General features: G+C 65.2%; 8 protein-coding genes. 6 read left to right on the top strand and 2 right to left on the bottom strand.

All coding sequences use genetic code 11. The annotated features are described in order from the left end of the window. The first annotated feature begins 198 nt into the window (after positions 1-198). The 6 genes from KF708_22250 to KF708_22225 all read left to right on the top strand — a co-directional run bounded on the left by KF708_22250 (position 199) and on the right by KF708_22225 (position 16,472). On the top strand, positions 199-2,595 hold the full coding sequence (locus KF708_22250; GenBank protein ID MBX3415422.1) for a flagellin: 2,397 nt from the start codon (positions 199-201) through the stop codon (positions 2,593-2,595). 372 nt (positions 2,596-2,967) lie between these two features. Then, positions 2,968-9,843: a tetratricopeptide repeat protein gene (locus KF708_22245; protein MBX3415421.1), complete on the top strand. Its 6,876-nt coding sequence runs from the start codon at positions 2,968-2,970 to the stop codon at positions 9,841-9,843. Between the two features lie 8 nt (positions 9,844-9,851). Continuing rightward, entirely contained in the window at positions 9,852-11,675 is a 1,824-nt protein-coding gene (locus KF708_22240; GenBank protein ID MBX3415420.1) for a tetratricopeptide repeat protein, read from the top strand. 101 nt (positions 11,676-11,776) lie between these two features. After that, positions 11,777-15,223 (top strand): flagellar filament capping protein FliD, encoded by a 3,447-nt coding sequence (fliD, locus tag KF708_22235; GenBank protein MBX3415419.1) that lies wholly within the window; start codon positions 11,777-11,779, stop codon positions 15,221-15,223. 54 nt (positions 15,224-15,277) lie between these two features. After that, positions 15,278-15,706: a flagellar export chaperone FliS gene (gene fliS / locus KF708_22230; protein ID MBX3415418.1), complete on the top strand. Its 429-nt coding sequence runs from the start codon at positions 15,278-15,280 to the stop codon at positions 15,704-15,706. Between the two features lie 31 nt (positions 15,707-15,737). Further along, on the top strand, positions 15,738-16,472 hold the full coding sequence (locus KF708_22225; protein MBX3415417.1) for a hypothetical protein: 735 nt from the start codon (positions 15,738-15,740) through the stop codon (positions 16,470-16,472). 30 nt (positions 16,473-16,502) lie between these two features. Here KF708_22225 and KF708_22220 read toward each other — a convergent pair whose 3' ends face one another. Further along, the gene (locus KF708_22220; protein MBX3415416.1) at positions 16,503-17,612 is read right to left on the bottom strand and encodes a glycosyltransferase family 4 protein; all 1,110 of its coding nucleotides are present in this window, start codon (positions 17,610-17,612) and stop codon (positions 16,503-16,505) included. Between the two features lie 17 nt (positions 17,613-17,629). Beyond that, positions 17,630-19,927, bottom strand: coding sequence for a tetratricopeptide repeat protein (locus tag KF708_22215; protein ID MBX3415415.1), 2,298 nt, complete (start codon positions 19,925-19,927; stop codon positions 17,630-17,632). Positions 19,928-20,037 lie beyond the last annotated feature (110 nt).

Here is a 20,037-nt window from a genome sequence, read left to right as displayed (position 1 = left end):
AAAGCTCCTGCCCTTGCGAACCGACCCTGCCTGAGCCCCACCCGACCCCACAAACCCGACGCAGAACCTCTGCGAGTTCCGCTGCCTGGCTCCCGGTGAGCTAGCGGCGAACCACCGACAAGCTGATCCGGAACGTCCGACTCCCCGCTCTCCGGTCGCGCTTGAACAGAGCCGTCCTACCCTGGAGGATTGTCTGGCATGACGCGTATCAACACGAACATTAGTTCTATCGTGGCCCAGAAGACCTTGGCACGGTCGAACGCCGAGTTGCAGGTCGCCCTGACGCGACTCAGCACGGGCTTGCGGATCAACGTCGGCAAAGACGATCCGGCCGGTTTGATCGCCAGCGAAGTGCTGCGCAGCGACATCATCAGCGTGCAGCGTGCGATCACCAATAGCGAGCGAGCCAATCAGCTCATTGCCACGGCCGATAGTGCCCTGGGCCAGGTCAGCGCGCTGCTCAACGATATCCGCGGCCTCGTCTCCGAGGCGGCGAACACGGGTGCATTGAGCGACGCCCAGATCACGGCCAACCAGTTGCAGGTCGACTCCTCGCTCGAGTCGATCGACCGTATCGCCCGGACGACGGCCTTCCAAGGCAAGCGTCTGTTGGACGGTAGCCTCGACTTCATCACGACGTCGATTCCCACGATCGGCACCAACGCTTCGGTCACGGTCGGTACCGACACGAGCACGCGTGCCGCCGGTTCGGGGGGCTCGGTCGACAACGCCTTCGCGGCGGCGACTTTTTCGCTGGGGACCACGGACAGTGACATCGCCATCACGGCCAACACGGCCGGGACCGCCCGCAACGACGTGACGATCATTTTCCAGAGCGGTGCCGCCTCTGGTTCGGAAACCGTCACCTTCACGGGTACCGCGCTGACATTCACCATCGCCAGCGGCACGACCACCGCCAACACGATTATTTCGACGCTGAACGCCAACGGTGGCGCCGCCCAGGCGGCCTTCACCGCGACGACCGCGGGGGGTGGCGCCGGCACGGGCGTGTACAGCGCGTATTCCACGGCCGTGACGGCTGGCGGCGTCGACGGCGACAAGTTCCTTCTCAGTGCCCGCACCACGGGCTCGGCCTTCTCGGGCGTCAGCCTCGTGTTCGCCAGCGGCGGCACGGCTGGCGCGGAAACGGTCAGCTATGACTCCGGCACGAAGGTCCTCACCGTGACGATCGACGACGGCGTCAGCACGGTGAACCAGGTACTCTCGGCCATCAATGCCGCGAGCGGCGCCAACGGCGTCTTCAGCGGGGCGTTGGCCTCGGGCAGCAACGGCCTGGCGGTCGTGTCGGCCTCGACCACCGCGGCGGCCGTGACGACGGGTGGCACGAACGCGAACAACCTGTTCATCCTCAGCGCCCAGAACGCCGGTAGCACCTATAGCGGCGTCTCGGTCCGCTTTACCAGTGGTGCCACCGCCGGTTCGGAACAGGTCAGCTATAACAGCTCGACCAAGACGCTCATCGTGCAGATTGCGGAAGGCGCCTCGACCGCCAGCCAGGTGATCTCGGCGATCAACGCTCAGAGCAGCGTGTTCAGCGCCGGGCTCGCCACGGGTAGCGACGGCACGGGCACCGTCAACCTGGCCGACACGGGGCTCACCAGTGGCGGTTCCTCGGGGCCCTCGCTGCAAGGCTTGCAGATCGATCAGGCGAACTTCGGTACGCAATCGTCGATCACGGTCACCGTCGACATCGACACGCAGGCCACTCGCGGCGAGCTCCGCTACTCGGGCGGTGCCCTGACGGCCGAGCTGAACCTCGAGATCGGCGGTCAGGATGGCTTTGAAGTGTTCAACTTCGGCAACGGCAGCACGATCTCGCAGATCGCCGACGCCATCAACCTGGTCTCCGATGCGACGGGCATCAGTGCCACGGTGTCGGGCTCGGACCTGGTCTTCACCACGAACGACTACGGTTCCCGCGCCTTCGTCTCGGTCAAGGCCCTCACCGGCACGTTCAGCACGAACGATGGCGTGGGCAACGGCAGCACGCGAGAAGTAGGCACCGACGTGTCGGCCCGTATCAACGGCGTGCAGGCCAAGGGTGACGGTCTGTTGGCCTCGATCAACACCTCGACGCTCGACCTGAGCTTCACGGTGAGCCAGGATTTGGGCGCCGGCTCGTCGGTGAACTTCAACATCACCGGCGGTGGTGCGAACTTCCAGCTCGGTCCGGACGTGGTCTCGAACCAGCAGGCCCGCCTCGGCATCCAGGGCGTCAGCACGGCGACCTTGGGTGGCATCAATGGCACGCTCTTCGAACTGCGTAGCGGTGGCTCGAAGTCGCTGGCCACCGACGTGATCGGTGCCGCCAACGTGGTGGAAGAAGTCATCACCCGCGTCACCTCGCTTCGCGGTCGACTGGGTGCCTTCCAGAAGACGACGCTGGAAACGAACATCTTCACCCTCAACGACACCCTCGAGAACCTGACCGACGCCGAAAGCTCGATCCGCGACGCCGACTTCGCCGCGGAAAGCGCTCGACTCACGCGGGCACAAATCCTCGTGCAGTCCGGCACCACGGTGCTCTCGATTGCCAACTCGAACCCGCAGAACGTGCTGGCCCTGCTCCGCTAAGCCAGACGCGTTCCTCACGAACGATACCTCAACCGTCGGTCCGCCTTTCACGAGGCGGGCCGGCGGTTTTTTTATTGACTGATCCGCAGCGTGGCCGGCCCGAACCGCTACACGTCGAAGACAGATACCCGATTCTGCCAGCACTCTTGCGCTAGCATCGGTTCGGACCATCACTGGCGAACAGGGCGCAATGCTGGCGAACACCACTTTTAGCGAAAGCGACCCTCTAGTCCGCAAAACCGGAATTCCCGGTCGAGTCGCTCCCGCGCCGAGGCCGACCCTCTTATTGAAGTGCGCGCTGAGCGCGCCCTGTGGCGAGCCCTGGATACGGTCGTCCCAGACAAGGCTTCACCGCGTTCGGGAAGAAACATCGTGACGCACGACGAAGCACTACGACAGGCCCGAGATTACCACCGTGCCCGTCAGTATCATCTGGCGGAAGGTCTCTACCGACACCTGCTGCGAACGGAACCCGAATATGCCGGCGCACACGAAGGGCTGGGGCGTCTCGCGCTCGAGACGAAACGCCCCGAGCTCGCCGTCGAGCATCTGGCGCGCGCGGTCTCGCTCGATCGTGGCAATAGCCTGAGCGCCGCGCTGCTGGGCATGGCACACGCCGCGGCTGGCCAACTCGGCGAGGCCGAGCGTCATCTGCGCCGTGCTCTCGAGATCTCGCCCGACTTGCCCGAGGCGCACATCAACCTGGCCGGCACGCTCGAGCGACAGGGGCGCTTTGCCGAGGCCCTGCCCTTCGCCCAGCGCGGCGTGCAACTGGCGCCACACCACCCCCGCGTCCACTGCAACCTGGGAAATATTCTCTATCACTTGGGAAGGGTAGAAGAATCGATCGCCACCCAGCGGCGGGCCGTCGCGCTGGATCCGAGCTTTGCCAAGGCACATTGGTCGCTGTCGCAATCGCTGCTGGTCGCGGGGCGTTTCGAGACCGGCTGGGATGAATACGAGTGGCGCACCGTCGAACATCGCCTTCCGCGGGGGCTCTCGCCGGCCCCCGCTTGGGATGGCTCATCCCTGGCAAACCAATCGATCTTCCTGCACGGCGAGCAAGGCATTGGCGACGAGATCATGTTCGCCTCGTGCCTGCCCGACGTGCTGCAGCAGGCCGCTCGGGTAACGATCGCCTGCCGAGACCGGCTCGTACCGCTTTTTGCGCGTTCCTTTCCGCAGGCCAAGGTTTGTGCTCTGTCCGCCAGCGGTACGGGCATGTCGCTCGATATACCGGCGAGCGACTGGCAAAGCCCGCTCGGCAGTTTGCCGCGCTGGTATCGTCGTTCGTGGGAGAGTTTTCCGCGCGAGCGCACTTATCTCGTCGCCGATCCGCAGAAGATCGCCGCTTGGCGCGAGAAGTTTTCCGCGCTCGGCCGTGGATTGAAGATTGGCATCGCGTGGCGTGCCGGTGGTCTGGCCAAGGAGCAATTGCGCCGCACTACGGAGCTGCGGGACTGGCGTCCCCTGTTGACCATACCAGGCGTACAGTTCGTCAACTTGCAGTATGGCGACTGCCGCGAGGAACTGACTCGTGTTTCGCAAGAATTCGGTGTCATGCTCCACGACTGGCCCGAGTGCGATCCGCTGCGAGATCTGGACGAGTCGGCGGCGCAGATTGCCGCGCTCGATCTGGTCATCGCGGTGGGCAACACCACGGTGCATCTCGCTGGCGCCCTGGGTGTGCCGACTTGGGCCATTGTCCCGCGCGTGCCCGGGTGGCGGTGGCTGCTCGAAGGGGGCGAGCTGCCGTGGTACTCGTGTGTGGAGCTGTTCCGACAATCGCGCGATGGCCAGTGGCAAGACGTCTTCGCCGACGTCGCCGTGCGTTTGCAGCAGCGTCTTGCGCCGGAGAACACCCGCTCGGCAGGTTCCGATTCAAAGGCCGAAGCGCTTCCCTTCGATGCCATCCATGCCCGGCATTGCGCTGGAGATCTTGCAACCGCCGAAGCGGGCTACCGCGAGATCCTGCGCCGCGAGCCGGGTCACGCGGATGCGTTACACCATCTCGGCGTGCTCTGCTGCCAGACGGGCCGACACGAAGAATCGTTGTCGTGGCTCGATCGCGCGCTGGCGATCGACGATTCCGACGCGCTCGTCCATTTTCACCGCGCCTCGGCGCTCGAGGAGCTAGGCCGCAAGCGTGAGGCGATCGCGGCGCTGCAAATGGCCGTGGCCATGAAGCCCACGTTCGCCGAGGCCTACGTACGACTCACCGGACTCCTCGAAGCGGAGGGGCGCTTCGGCGATGCCCTGCCGATGTCGACGCGCGCGGTCAAGTACGCGCCGCGAGACGTGCGTGCCCGCTATGGCCACGGCACCGTGCTGTTCCACCTGGGCAAGGCGACCGAGGCGATCGAGCACCTCGATCTGGCGGCCGAACTCGACCCCAAATTCCCCTACGCCCCCTGGAACGGCGCGATGGCGCGGTTGCAGTTGGGCCGTTTCGACGAAGGCTGGCAACGCTACGAGTGGCGTGAAGCCGCCGGCGTGGCTCATCTCGATCGGTGCGATGCTCCGCGTTGGTCGGGCGAATCGCTCCGTGGGAAACGCCTGGCCGTGCTGGCCGAACAGGGCGTGGGGGACGAGGTAATGTTCGCCTCGCTCTATCCCGACTTGTTGTCCCAGGCCGAGCGATGCACGTTCACCTGCAGCCCGCGGCTCGAACAACTGCTGCGACGATCGTTCCCGCAGGCGACGATCTGTGCCTTTGCGCGGGGAGCAGGGCGCACGTTCGTTCCGCCCGAGCGCGTCGACTTTCACCTTCACGCCGGCAGCGCTCCCCAGTATTTGCGTCGCGACCTGGCCAGTTTTCCACGTCGTGCCAGTTACTTGGTGCCCGATGCGAAACAGGTCGACGCATGGCGCCGACGATTCGCCGAGTTGGGACCGGGGCTCAAAGTGGGCATCTCCTGGCGCGCTGGGGGCCTGGGCAAGGAGCAACGGCGCCGCACGGCGCCGCTCGAACAATGGCAGTCGCTGCTGCGCGTCGAGGGGGCGCAATTCATCAACCTGCAATACGGCGAATGTCAGCGCGAACTGGACGAGGCCCGCACGAAATATGGCCTGACGATTCACCATTTCGCCGAGGTCGATCCGTTGGGGGACCTCGACCCCGTGGCGGCACAAATCGCCGCACTCGATTACGTCCTCTCCGTGGGCAACACGACAGTACACCTGGCCGGCGCGCTCGGCGTGCCCACGTTGGTGGTGCTGCCCCAAGTACCGGGCTGGCGTTGGTTGCTCGAGGGGGACCAGATGCCCTGGTATGGCGAGGTCGAGCTGCTGCGGCAGAGCAAAGCCGACGAATGGGGCCCTGTCTTCCGCAATGCCGAAAGTCGCCTGCGGTCGCGCATCCGCGCTCGGCACGAGTCGGCTCCCCCTTCGTCGAGTTCGAAGTCGGCGAAACCCGCCTCGCGCAAGGAACTAGCCCGTGTCGAATCGCTGCTGCTCGAGGCCGGACGCTATCACGATGCGCGCGATTTCGCACCGGCCGAGGACCGCTACCGGCGGCTCCTGGCCCGCGTGCCGAATCACACCACCGCGCGGCATCGTCTGGCGATTCTGCTCTTGCAGACAGAGCGCTCGGCCGAGGCGCTCGAGCACCTCACGGAAGTCTTGAAACTCGAACCGAATCACTACCTCTACCACCACCACGCGGCGACCGCGCTCGTCAATCTCGAGCGACTTGACGAAGCGGTCGCCCATCTCGAGAAATCGATCGCCGCGCAGCCGGGCTTCGCCGAGTCGCAACTCAATCTGGGGGGGCTGCTCGAACGGCTCGGGCGGATTGCCGACGCCCTGCCCGTCTGCCAGCTCGCGTACGAGCTGGCGCCGAAGTGCGCGAAAGCGGCCTACAACCTGGCCAACGTGCTGTTTCACCTGGGCCGCGCGGAAGAGGCCCTGCCCATCTACCGCCAGGCGTGTGAGCTCGAGCCCGAATACGCCAAGGCACAGTGGAACACCGCCATGACTCTGCTGCAGCTCGGGCACTTCGCCGAAGGCTGGCAGAAGTACGAGTGGCGCGAAAAAGCCGGCGAGGTCGTGCTCGACCGTTGCCCGCGCCCGCTGTGGGATGGTTCATCGCTGACGGGCAAGAACATTCTCATTCTTGCCGAACAGGGGATCGGCGACGAGGTGATGTTCTCCTCGTGCTTTCCCGACGTCGTGGCGCAGGCCAAACATTGCGTCATCGGCTGCCAGCCACGCCTGGCGAAGCTTTTTGCGCGATCGTTCCCCCAGGCCACCGTTCACGGTTTTTTGCGTTCGGACGGCAATCAATGGGTGCCCCCCGTGCCGATCGATTGCTACACGCCGATGGGGAGCTTGCCGCTGCGCTACCGGCCGACCTGGGAGAGTTTTCCGAAACGGACGCATTATCTCGTGCCCGACGCCGAAAAAGTTCGTCAGTGGCGCGAGCGATTCGCCTCGCTGGGAACTGGCCCGAAGATCGGTATCTCGTGGCGTGCCGGCGGCGTGGCCAAGGAACAATTGCGGCGCGCGACGCAGTTCGAACTGTGGCGACCCTTGATCGAAACACCGGGCGCCCATTTCATCAACTTGCAGTATGGCGACTGTCAGTTGGAACTCGAGCAGGCCGAGCGGCAGTGGAATGTCAAAATACACGAATGGCCCGAGGCCGATCCGCTGGGCGAGCTCGACTCGGTCGCGGCGCAGATCGCCGCGCTCGATCTGGTAGTCGCCGTCGGGAACACGTCGGTCCACATGGCGGGGGCGTTAGGCGTGCCGGCCTGGGCCATTCTGCCGCGCGTGCCCGGCTGGCGCTGGATGCTGCACACCGATACGATTCCCTGGTACACGAGCGTGGAGCTCTTCCGCCAATCCGAAGCGGACGGCTGGACGGGGCTTTTCCAGCGGATCTCGGCACGGCTGAACGGATTCATTGCCGAGCACACCGCGCGCACCGCAACGAAGAATCGGCCGGCCGGCGGCGCGCTGCCTGCCGCAACAGCAGCCAACGAAACCACACCCCCGCCGGCGAAAACCGGGAAGAAGTCTCCCGCGAGCAATCCTGGCGAGGCCGATCGTCAATTCGCTCGCGCGGTCGCCTTGCGCGATTCGGGACGGTTCCGCGAGGCCACGCACGCCCTGGAACGGGTTCTCGAATTGCGTCCCCACGATGCGGCCGCTTGTCAGCAATTGGGCGGCATCTACCGTGCCGAGGGGCGGAACAACGACGCCCTCGCCTGGCTGTCGCGCGCCGTGCAATACGAGACCGATCTGGCCGCCGCGTGGATCGAGCTCGCGCAGCTTCAACTCCAATTGGGTCGCTGGCCGGACGCCGTCACGTCACTGGACCGCGCGCTTGAACTCCAGCCAGGCGATGCCAACCTGTTGAACTGCCTGGGCGCGGCTTTGCAGCAATGTGGTCGCGCCGACGAGGCGATCCGGAAGCTCGTCGAGGCGACGGAACTTGCGCCCCGTTCGGCCGAATGTTGGAACAATCTCGGCTGTGCGCAGCAGGCACTCGACCGAGACGAGGAGGCGATCGAAAGCTTTCGCCATGCTTCGGACCTCGCCCCTCGCCTGGCCGAGCCTTACTTCGGTTGCGGTACTTCGTTGCGCAAGCTCGGTCGACTCGACGAGGCATTATGCGCGTATCGCACGGTCGCCGAGATCCATCCCGAGCTGGCCACGGCTCAACTCGATCTGGCCAGCATGCTCCAAGAGTTGGGAGATCACGAACAATCGCTCGCCCACTATCGGCGCGCGGCCGAGTTGAATCCTCGCCTGTGGGGGGCCCAGATGGGGCTGGGGAACGCGCTCGACGAACTCGACTGTCCGCTCGAGGCACTGGCGGCCTTCGATGCGGCGATTGCCCTCGATCATCGCCAGCCCGAGTTGCACTACAACCGAGCCAACCTGCTGCGCAAGCTCGAGCAGTTCGACGATGCGGTGAAAGCCTACCGGCAAGCGCTCGCCTTGCGTCCGAACTATGCCAAGGCGCATACGAATCTCGCCAAGACCTTGCGTTCGCTGGCGAGGCCGGCGGAAGCGGTGGAGCACTACCGTGCCGCGCTGGCGGCCGGCTTCGACCCGGCCAGTGGCCAGATGAACCTGGCCATGGCCCTGTTGGAAGCGGGCGATATCGCTGGCGCTGCTGCCGCCTACGATCAAGCACTGGTGCATCAACCTGGCTATACGCCGGCGCTGGTGAGCCGCGCCATGATCCATTTGCTCGAGGGCCGGCTGAGCGAAGGCTGGCGCCAGTACGAGCAGCGCTGGCAGAATCAACCTGTGACGCAGCAGCCGAAGGCCCGACTCGATCGTCCGATGTGGGACGGCGCGTCGCTGGCGGGCAAATCGATCTTCGTGCAGGCCGAGCAAGGTGTGGGCGACGAGATCATGTTCGCCTCTTGCCTGCCCGACTTGATCGCGCACGCGCGGCATTGCGTGGTCGAGTGCGATCCGCGTCTCGTACCGCTCTACGCGCGATCGTTCCCCACGGCCACCATTTGCGGCACGAAGGGGGCCGAGGAGCTGAACACGGTCCTGCGCGACCAACCGATCGACGTGCAAGTGCTCGCCGGCAGCCTGCCCCGTTTTCTGCGGCCGGAGTTGGCCAGCTTTCCGGAACGCGTGTCGTATCTGACCGTCGATCCGGCGGAGACCGACCAGTGGCGCGCGCGCTTCGCGTCGCTGGGACGCACCTGGAAAATCGGCATCGCCTGGAGCGGCGGCGCGGACGTCGACGAGCGCCGCTTGCGCTCGACACCCTTTGACGCCTGGAAGGAACTTTTCGAGCTGCCTGGTGTTTCGTATATCAACTTGCAGTATGGCGAACAGCGACGCGCCATTCGCGGACAGAAGCTATCCATCGCGATCCACGATTGGGACGACGTCGATCCGTTGATCGATCTCGATGGCCAGGCAGCGCAGATCTCGGCGCTCGATCTGGTCATCTCGGTGACGAACGCCGGCGTACACCTGTCGGGCGCGTTGGGAGTGCCGACGCTGGTGCTGCTCCCCTATGTACCGAGTTGGCGCTGGATGCTGCGCCGCGCGGACAGCCCCTGGTACCCCAGCGTACGCCTGCTGCGACAGGAGTCGCCCGGCGATTGGACCGCCCCCTTCGCCAAGGCGCTCGAGCACGTGCGGACGTTCCTTGCCAGCGGCGAGCCAGAGTGCGGCCCCGTGCAGTACCGCGTCGACAGGGCGGCGCCGCGGCCCCACGCCCCTCAACTCGGCGACACCAGGCAACCTATGAAGCGGGGCGGCCGATGAAGCCCAGCGTGGCTGAATTATGGGCGCAGGCCGCCGAGCAGCACCGTCGCGGCCAGCTCGACGCAGCCGAAGCAAGCTACCGCGAAATACTGCGGTTCGAGCCGCGCCATGCCGAGGCATCGCTGCAGCTTGGCATCTTGCTGCGCGAGCGCGGCGATGTGGTCGCCGCCGCGCGCAGCTTGTCGCGCGCCGCCAGGCTGCACCCGGGCGACGCGGCCATCCACTTCGAGATCGGCTCGCTGCTGGAGTCGCTCGCCCAGCACGATCGCGCGCTAACACACTACAAACGTGCTCTGGCGATCGAACCCGGTCACGTGCAGGCGTTGATCCGCGGAGGGGACTGCTGGCTGTCTCTCGCGAGTGCCGATCGGGCCTGCCTTTGGTACCAGCGCGCCCTCGAAGTCGCGCCGGCGAGCATGTCGGCGCGCAACAATCTGGGCAGCGTCTACCAGGCCCAGGGCAAGCTGGAGGACGCGCTGCGCGAGTATCGCCACGTTCTGGCCGAGCACCCGGCGGCGTTCGAAACGCGCGTGAATCTGGCGACGGCGCTACATGAGTTGGGAGACACGACCGCGGCCCTCGTAGAAATTCGCTCGGCGCTTCTGCTGCGGCCCCAGGATGCCAAGGCCCTGACGAATCTCGGCGTGCTCCACGAGGATCTCGGCGAACACGAGCTTGCCCTGGCCACGTACGAGCGTGCCCTGGCGGCGAATCCCCAAGATGCCGATGCGCACCTCCATCGGGCGCTGCTCTTGGTACAGCAAGAGCGCTTTGCCGAAGGCTGGGACGAATACGAGTGGCGTTTCGCGACACGCACGAATCAGCGTGCGCGACGCTTTGCCTGCCCCGCCTGGGAGGGCTCGTCGCTCGCGTCACAGCATCTTTTCGTGCATGCCGAGCAAGGCATTGGCGACGAGATCATGTTCGCCACCTGCCTGCCGGAGATCATCGCGCGGGCGAAGCACGTCACACTCACTTGCGATCGTCGTCTGGCTACGTTGTTCCAGCGCTCGTTTCCGCGGGCGACCGTGTTCGGAGTCGAACGGGGCGGGGAGCCTTGGCGCGAGCTTGCAGCGGATGCCGATTGCCATGTGCCGGCGGGCAGCCTGCCTCGCTTCGTGCGCCGCTCGGAGCGTGACTTTCCCAGGCGAGGGGCACTGCTGATGGCCGATGCCGCGCGCGTCGAGCATTGGAAAGCCCGTCTGCAAGAGTTGGGGCCAGGGCTCAAAGTGGGGATCTCCTGGCGGGGAGGCGCCGACAGCAAGCTCCTCGACGGCGCTGGTCAGGGAGCGGGCTATCGCGCGTGCGCGCGTCGCCGGTCGTGCCTCTTGGGGCAGTGGAGCGAGTTGCTCGCCGTGCCCAACGTGTGCTTCGTCAACTTGCAGTACAAGGCCACGCGCCAGGAGTTCGAACAACTGCCGGCCGAGATCCGCCGGCGCATTTACTCGTTCGACGAAGTCGATCTGCGCAACGACATCGACGAGCTGGCGGCCTTGGCGAGCTCGCTCGATCTGATGATCTCGGTCGGCAATGCCACGGTCCACCTCGCCGGAGCCGTGGGCACGCCCACGTGGGCGCTGTTGCCGCGTCACTGGGGGTGGCGATGGCTTGGCGATCGTAGCGATTGCCTGTGGTATCCGCGCGTACGACTCTGGCGGCAGCGCACCGACGGAGACTGGCCCGAACTATTAGGGCGGGTCCAGGGCGCCCTGGCGGCCCTCTCGGCTCAGCGCAGGCTGGCTTTGCCTTCGGCCGAAGCAAGACTGCCCCGCTGCCCGGCGGGATTATCGGTGTCATCGTCGCAGCCGGCACGTACGGCAAAAATTTCCTAACGATTCGGCTCTCGCCAGTCGATTCCTATGGGATACGGGCCGCTAGCAATGCGCGCCGAGCGCACCATCAGCCGGCCAGAACGCGAGACGAACCGCGCGACATGGGACGCATCACCAGCAACGTCGGCCTCATCAGCGGCATACCGATCCAAGAGACGGTCGAGAAGCTGATTGCGCTGCAGGCGCGGCCGCGCGATCTCATCGTCGACCGCAACAAGGGGCTCGAATCGCAGCAGGTCGCACTGACCGAAATCTCGGCCATGCTGCTGTCGATGCAGTTGGCGGCTCGGCGGCTCGGCCAAAGCACGCTTTTCCAGCAGCGTACCGCCATCAGCTCGAGTCCCGACCTGGTCAGTGTCACCGCCAGCAACAACGCCGCGCTCGGCGTTTACCAATTCACGCCGTTGCGGCTCGCCCAGTCGCACCAGGTAATCAGCACGCCGATCGCTAGCAAGACAAGCGCGCTGCCCACGGGCAGCTTCTCGTTCGGCTTCGGTGGCTTCGTTAATGGCGATACGAATCTCGATGTGCTCGGCGGAGGCACGGGGCTCGAACGGGGCAAGATCCGCATCACCGATCGTAGCGGCGCCTCGGCCGAAATCGATCTGACGCGGGCCCGCACGACGAACGACGTCCTCACGGCGATCAACTCGAACGGCACGATCTCGGTGCGGGCCGAGCTGCACGGCGATCGCCTTCGCCTCGTCGATCTCAGCGGCGAGAGCGTCGCGAACCTGCGCGTGCAGGAAGTGGGGGGCGCCACGGCCGCCTCGCTCGGCCTGGCCGGCATCAATGTCGCCGCCAGTCAGGCCGATGGCCAGGACGTCGTCAGGCTGTTCGATCAGTTGCGTCTCGATCGCCTCAACGGCGGCAACGGCGTCCGTTTCGACCATCTACTGGCCGACATGGAGGTACGTTTTCGCGATAGTAGCAGTCCGCTGACGATCGACTTCGCCCGGCTCGCACGCAGCGGCACCCGGGCCACGACGACGACCGACGCGCTCGACCCAAACGCCCGCGTCGTGTTCACCGCGGTCGAGGGAGGCAGCGCCTACGAGGACGTGGAGATCGTCTTCGAGGACGACGCCAACATCACAGCGGGCAACGAAACCGTCTTTTACGACGACAACGATCCGCAAGACAAGCGGCTGGTGTTCAAGATCGACGCCGGCAACACGACCGCCGCGCAAATTCGGGACGCGCTCAATCGCGATGCCACGGCGAGCAAGGCGTTCAAGGCAGCGCTACCTTCGGGCGCCAACGGTACGTCGGCCGTCTCGGTCACCGATACGGCCGTCACGGCGGGCCCGCCGGCCACGGCCACCACGCCAGGCCATAGCGGCGCCCATGCGCAAATCGCGTTCACGGCGGTCCAGCCTGGAAGTGGCTTCGATGACGTGACGATCGAGTTCCAGTACAACCCGTCGGTGAACCCCGGCGAAGAGACGGTTCAATACGACGACAGCGATCCCGACAACAAGCGTCTTGTCTTCCAGATCAACGACGGCGGCACGACGGCGGCGAACGTGATTGCCGCGTTGAACAACGACCCGGTTGCCGGGCAGATCTTCCACGCGGCGAACGCCAATGGCAACGATGGATCGGGGCTCATCCTCGACACCGATACCACGATCACCTCGGGGGGGGCGCTCGTCGAACCGCTGGCCGCCACCAACGAGCTGACGCTGGGCGAGGTACTGGCCGTGCTCAACGCGGCCGACCCTGCCCGCTTGCGCGCTGAGATTGCCCCGGACGGCGACCGCATCCTGCTCACCGATCTCACGGCCGACAACGGCGGCACGTTCGAGGTCGTCAGCCTGAATGGCTCGAAGGCCGCCGAAGATCTGGGCCTCGCCGCGGCCGCCAGCAGCGACACGATCACGGGCGGGCGCCTCTTTGCCGGCTTCAACACGGCACTGCTGCGAAATCTGAACGGCGGCAAAGGGTTGGGCACCCTGGGCACGCTCTCGCTCACCGACCGAAGTGGCGCCTCGGCCACGGTCGACCTGTCGACCGCCGAGACCCTGCAAGAGGTCATCGATGCGATCAACGCGGCCGGCATTGGTATCGAAGCGGCCGTGAACAGTGCCCGCAACGGAATTTCGCTCGCGGATACCACGGGATCGACTGTCAGTAATCTAATCGTCTCGAACGTCGTGCCTGCCTCGCAGACGGCCGAGAAGCTGAGCCTGGCGATCAACGCGACGGTCACGTCGGTCAACAGTCAGAGCCTCCGTCTGCAATCGATCAGCGAGAATACCCTGCTCTCGTCGTACAACGGCGGAGCGGGAGTCACGCGCGGCACGGTCAAGCTCACCGACACCGCGGGCGTTTCGGGCACGCTGAACCTGGCGGACGAATCGATCCAGACGATCGGCGACGTGCTCACGGCAATCCGCCGGCTGGGCATCGGCATCGAAGGGCGCATCAACGAGCGCGGCGACGGTATCCTGCTGGTCGACACGGCCCACGGTTCCGGCACGATGGCCGCGAGCGAAGGGTCGTCGAACACGGCCCGCGATCTGCACCTGCTGGGGCAGATGACGATCCAGGTCGTCGACTCCGTGCCGACCAAGGTGATCGATGGCACGACGACCTTCACGGTCGAGCTCGACGGCACGCGGACGCTCGACGATGTCGTTTCTTTGATCAACAGCAAGGGGGTGGGGGTCACGTCGACGCTCTTCAACGACGGCTCGCTCAGCGGCTCCTATCGCTTCACGCTCTTGTCATCGAAAACCGGCACGGCGGCAGAACTGCTCATCGATACGTCGAACGCGTCGTTCAACTTCAGCGAGATCTCGCGGGCTCAAGATGCGCTGTTGTACTACGGCGCCGGGTCGGGCCCTGGGGGCGTGATTGCCGCCTCGAGTTCGAACGGCTTCGCCGATCTCGTCGGCGGTCTGTCGGTGACGATCCTGGGCACCTCCAGCTCGTCGGTCAGCGTCAGCGTCTCGCAAAGCGACGCCAACCTGACGACGGCGGTGCAGTCGTTTGTCGACTCGTACAACAAGATTCGCACGCGCATCGATACGCTCACGGCCTTCAACGCCACGACGGGCGCCAAAGGCGTGCTGCAGGGCGACTCCAATCTGCAGCGACTCGAAGGAGCGCTCGCCGAGGTGTTGAGCGGCCGCTTTGCCGGCACAGGTGCGGTGCAATCGCTGGGCGTGCTCGGCATCAAGCTGGGGGAGAACGGCCAACTGAGCTTCGACGCCAATGCGCTGAAAACTCGCTTTACCAACGACCCGACTGCCGTCGAGCAACTCTTTACCAACGCCAACTCCGGCGTGGCGTTTCGCCTCGACGAATTGGTGAAGCAGTTCGCCGCTTCGGACAACGCGCTGCTGGTCAAGCGTTTGGAGACGCTCGACAACAAACTCATTACCAACAACGAACGCATCGACGTGCTGAACGTGCGTCTCGACAAGTCACGCGAACGGCTGCTACTCACCTTCTATCGGCTCGAAGAGTCGATCGCCAAGATACAGGGCAATCTCTCGGCACTCTCGGCGCTGCAACCGCTGAAACCGATGGTTTCGGCCTAAACCGACACGAACATGGCACTCCGCACCTTTCGCGGAGAAGGAGATTCAAACCATATGCATCACGCGACCCGCGACAACTACCTCGTCACCGAGGTCATGACCGCCACGCCGCAGAAGCTGCAGCTCATGCTGATCGAGGCGGCCCTGCGATTTGGTCATCAGGCGCAGGTGCTCTGGCAAGAGGGGCGCGACGACGACGCCTGCGAGGCGATCATTCGCTGTCAGCAAATCGTCAGCGAGCTGCTCTGTGGCCTGAATCCCGAGCACAACCCCGATCTCGTCCGCCGCGTGGCGGGCGTTTACCTGTTCGTCTTTCGCGGACTGACCGCCGCCCAGTTGGAACGCGATACGCAGCGGCTGGCCGACGCCCTGTCCGTGCTCGAGGTGGAGCGCGAGACGTGGCGGCAAGTGTGCGAACAACTCGGGACGACACGAGCCGCGGACATGGGGATGGAAGCGTCGCAGATGTCGTTCGAGGCGTAAGGCAGATCCTTGATTGAGAAAGGCACGCACGATGCTACGCATTTTTATCGGATGGGACTCGCGCTTCCCGGAGCCCGCGGATGTCTTGCGCTACAGCCTCTTGAAATACTCTTCGATCTCGCTCGACATTCGCTATCTGAAATTGAATGAACTGAGCCTGGGCCGGCCGGTCGATCCACTCGCCTCGACCGAATTCACCTATACCCGCTTTCTCGTGCCCCACTTGTGCAATTTCCAGGGCAAGGCGTTGTTCCTCGACAACGACATGCTCTGCCTGGGGGACATCAAGGAGATCGACGATCTGGACATGCGGCCCTACGCCCTGCGCGTGGTACAGCATGACTATCAGCCGACGAACTCGGTCAAGATGTATGGCTGTCCGCAGACGAGCTATCCGCGCAAGAACTGGTCGAGCATGATGCTCATGGACTGCGCGAAGCTCAAGCTGTGGACGAAGCAATGCGTCGAGTCGCAGACGGGCGCGTATCTGCACCGTTTCCAGGATATCGACGACGCGCAGATCGGCGAGCTGCCCAAGACGTGGAACACGCTCGACTGGATGGACCAGACAACCAAGCTGATCCACTATACGAACGGCGGACCGTGGTTCGACGACTATAAGGACCACCCGCACGCCGATGTGTGGTACCAGATGCGTGACGAGATGCGCGCCGTCGAGCGTCGTCGCGTGGTCCCCGCGCCGAACTTCGCCAATGGCATGGGCACCACCGTGTCGATCCTACCCTCGGCGCCATCACCGCGTTAGGGACACACCGTCCCTCCGCAACTCCGGCCGCTATGCTGACGCCAGCCACGCCGCCCATTCGCGCGCGCGGTTGGCCCAGGTGTATTCGGCATTCATGGCAGTCACCTGGCGCGCCAGGTGGTTAACAATCTCGTTGCGCGCGTCGCGCCAGCGGGCGAGCTCCTCGCGCGCGGCGGCGAGAAAGCGCTCGGCGTATCCGGCGGGATCGTCGACGAGCGGCACGAGGCGGGCCCAACCTCCGGTCGTCTCGGGCAAGGCGCCGTAGTCGCTCGTCACTACCCGGCAGCCCGCGGCGAGGGCCTCGATCGCCGCGATGCACGACGTCTCGGCGAAGTGGTTCGGGTAGGCGAGCATCGTCGCGCGGCGCAGCTCGGCCGCCAAGGCAGGTTGCGTGAGCGAACCGACCCGTTCGATGCCCGGCGTCTCGTCGCAGGCGCGATACAGGTCGGCGTAGCGCCGGCGATCTTCCTCATCGCCCACCTGATAGACCTGCATGCTCGAGAAGACGCGCAATCGCAGGTCAGGCAGTTCGCGTCGAAGTTGGGGAAACATCCGCACCAGCACATCGAGTCCACGAAACGGCGTGCTCGTATAAGCCAGGATGGGGGGCGCTTCTTTCGCGGCGGCAAGCGTCTCGGCCGAGTCGAACATGCGTTCAAAAGCTGGCGCCATGGCATTCCGCATGACGCACGTTCGGCGCGCATCGAGGGCGAACTCTCGCCGATAGCAGTCGCGTTGCCAGTCGCTGACGAATGCCACGGCGTCGAAACAGGCGCCCACTTCGCGCGACCGTAGCGGCGCCACGGCGGGCTGATCGTGCGCGTGTTGAGTCCAGAGGATGAGCTGCGTGCTGGGAGAAGCGTAACGCCGCAGCTTCAGGGCGGGCTCGGTGGCGTTCAGCACGACCATCGCGTCGAGGCCGGCCAGCCAGTCGGGGCGAGCTTGCGTGACGGGCCGAAACTCGACGCCGCGCACGGTCCGCGTCGCGCGCACATGATTCAAAACCAGCACGCGGTGTCCGTCGCGGGCCAACTGCTCGGTGAGATAGCAGAGCGCCGACTGGGAGCCCCCCAGCGGCCGCGTCGCCGGCGTGTCGCCGTCGTAGTCCCAGGGGGTGAAATCCACAAACGCCCATCGCATCGAGGCGGTCCTGCCTGTCACGTGCATGCCACTCGGTCGCGTGCTTCCGCGGCCGCCCGCTCCCAGAAGTCGACGGTTTCTCGCACGGCATCCTGGTCGTCGAACAGCAGGTGATTCGAGTCGGCGATTTGCCGCGACCACGCCTGCCGCCAGGGTGGGTCATTCGCCAAGCGTACAGCGGTCGCCACGTAGTCTCTTGGTGTATCGATCATGCCCACGGGCATGGCGAGTCGCGCGTAACAGGCGGCCCCCCATCGTCCGCGATGAAACTCGCCACGCAGCGAGACGAGCGGCAAGGCCTGGCCGAGCACTTCGGCCGTCGTGTTCGCACCGCCACCGTAATGGGGTGTATCGAGCAGGACATCGGCACTACGCAACAGCCGCGGAAAATGCTCGGATGAGACGCGCGGCAGGAACAGGATCCTCGTGGCGACGTCGGGCAAGCGGCTTCGCAGGCGATCGCGCACGGCCGCCGTAACGTGTTCCTCGCGCGAGGCGATGGCCGCAAACACACCGCGGCGATCGGTGCGCAGGATCTCGCCGACGAGATCATCGAAATCGGGATGGAACTTGGCCAGGTTTTGCGGACACAGATACACCGGCGATGACCCGGGCAGCCCCAGCTCCGCTCGCGAGGGGTGCTCATGCACCATCGGCGAACGCGCATAGCAGGTGGGCAACGTCGTCAGTCGCACCAACCGCTCGCTGTAATGGCGATCGCTCGCATCACTTTCGAGCAACTCGCTCGACAAGAAATAATCGACCGCCGCCATGCCCGAGGTTGTGGGCCAGCCCCAACTCGTCACCTGGACCGGCGCACAGCGGAACAGGGGCAAGAAATAGTTCACGCTGTCCGTACCGATTTCCCAGAAGTGCAGCACGTCGAACTGCGCGGCGCGCAAGCGCTCGACGGCCTGCGGAAAATCGCCCGGCAAAACCAGGAAATCGACCCGCTCCGTCACGAGCGTTTGCCGCAGTCGCTTCAGCCCCGAGGCATGGCAGACGACGGTCGCACGCAGGCGCCCCATTTGGCTGTGCTGCAAGATGCCGGACATGCCGCGCAGGAAGACTCCTTCGTGACCGGCAGTGACGACCAACCCGATTCGAGGCAGTCTGCTGTGCCGTCTCATCTCGCCGCGCCACGGTGGGACATGCGCGGCAAAGAGGCTGGCAAACTGCTCCTTGAGCGTTCGATCGTCGCGTCCGTGATAGGGCAGACAGAACGGTGGTTTGCAGAACGAGCTTGGAATATCGGCCGGATGGAGTTTTGCCTCAGAGCGTGACAGCTCTGCCAGGCGTTGGGCCAGGCGGGTGCGATACTCGTCGATCTCGCCCACATCGCGAAACACGGTCTGGCCGGCGCAACAGGCCGCGACCTGGCGCAACAGGTTCCGCGGTTCGAGTTGGGCCGCGCGTGCGAGACGCCGCACTCCCGCCGCCGGTCCCAGCGTGTGGCTCTCGGCCAGCCCGAGTTGCACGTGGGCGGCGGCGTGATCGGGCATCAGCGCGATGGCTTGCCGGCCGTGCATGGCAGCGTCTGCATAGCGGCGTTGCCGGTAATAGAGCGAGCCCAACTGCAAACGTAGCGCGGCGTCGCCCGGCAGCAGTTCGATCGCTCGCAGGTAATGGGCTTCCGCCTCGACGAGCTCGTCCACTTCGACCAACACATGGGCGAGGTTTTGATGCGCGCGCGCATCGTCGGGTGAGGATTGCAGAACATCGCGGTACAGCTCGATCGCCTGGACCGACTCGCCCATCTGATGCAGCACGGTGGCCAGATTGAAACGTGCCTGGGGATGAGCCGGCGCGAGTCGCAGGGCTTGTTGATACGCCTCGGCCGCGGCACGAGGATCGCCCAACTTCTGGCGCACGATACCAAGGCCAATGTGCGCCGGCACGAAGCGTGCATCGTGCTCCCGTGCGATTTGAAAGTGTTGGGCCGCCTCGTGCAGTCGCCCCGACCGGCGCAGCAACGTGCCGAGTTGGACGTTCGCCTCGAGAAAATCGGGGGTCAGACGCAGTGCCTCGCGATAGGCCCCCTCGGCCAGATCGAGTTGGCCCGCGTCCTCGTATGCCCCGGCCAGGTTGAAGTACACCGTGGCGTCGCTCCCTGCCAGGGCGAGGGCCTGCTGCAGACGGGTAATCGCGGCCGCCGTGCGACCTGTCTGGCGTTCGAGCGCCCCCAAGAGATGGCAAAGCTCGGCGTTTTGCGGCGAATCGGCCAGCAGCCGGCGATAAATCGCCTCGGCCTCATCGAGCTCGCCTGCGGCGTGCAGTCGACGGGCCGTTTCGAGTTGGACGGACGAACTGGACAACCGGTTTCGCTCCTTCGAAAACGGAGAGTTGCCGAATTGTAGACATTCGCCGCGTCGAGGGGGAAGTTCAGACCGGGGGGGGGCGGCGCGTCGATCGGACCTTCGTGCCT

The sequence above is a fragment of the Pirellulales bacterium genome, assembly GCA_019636335.1.
Classification (GTDB): Bacteria; Planctomycetota; Planctomycetia; order Pirellulales; family JAEUIK01; genus JAHBXR01.
Note: the sequence above shows the minus strand (reverse complement) of the source record. Positions and strands in the feature narration are given on the sequence as shown.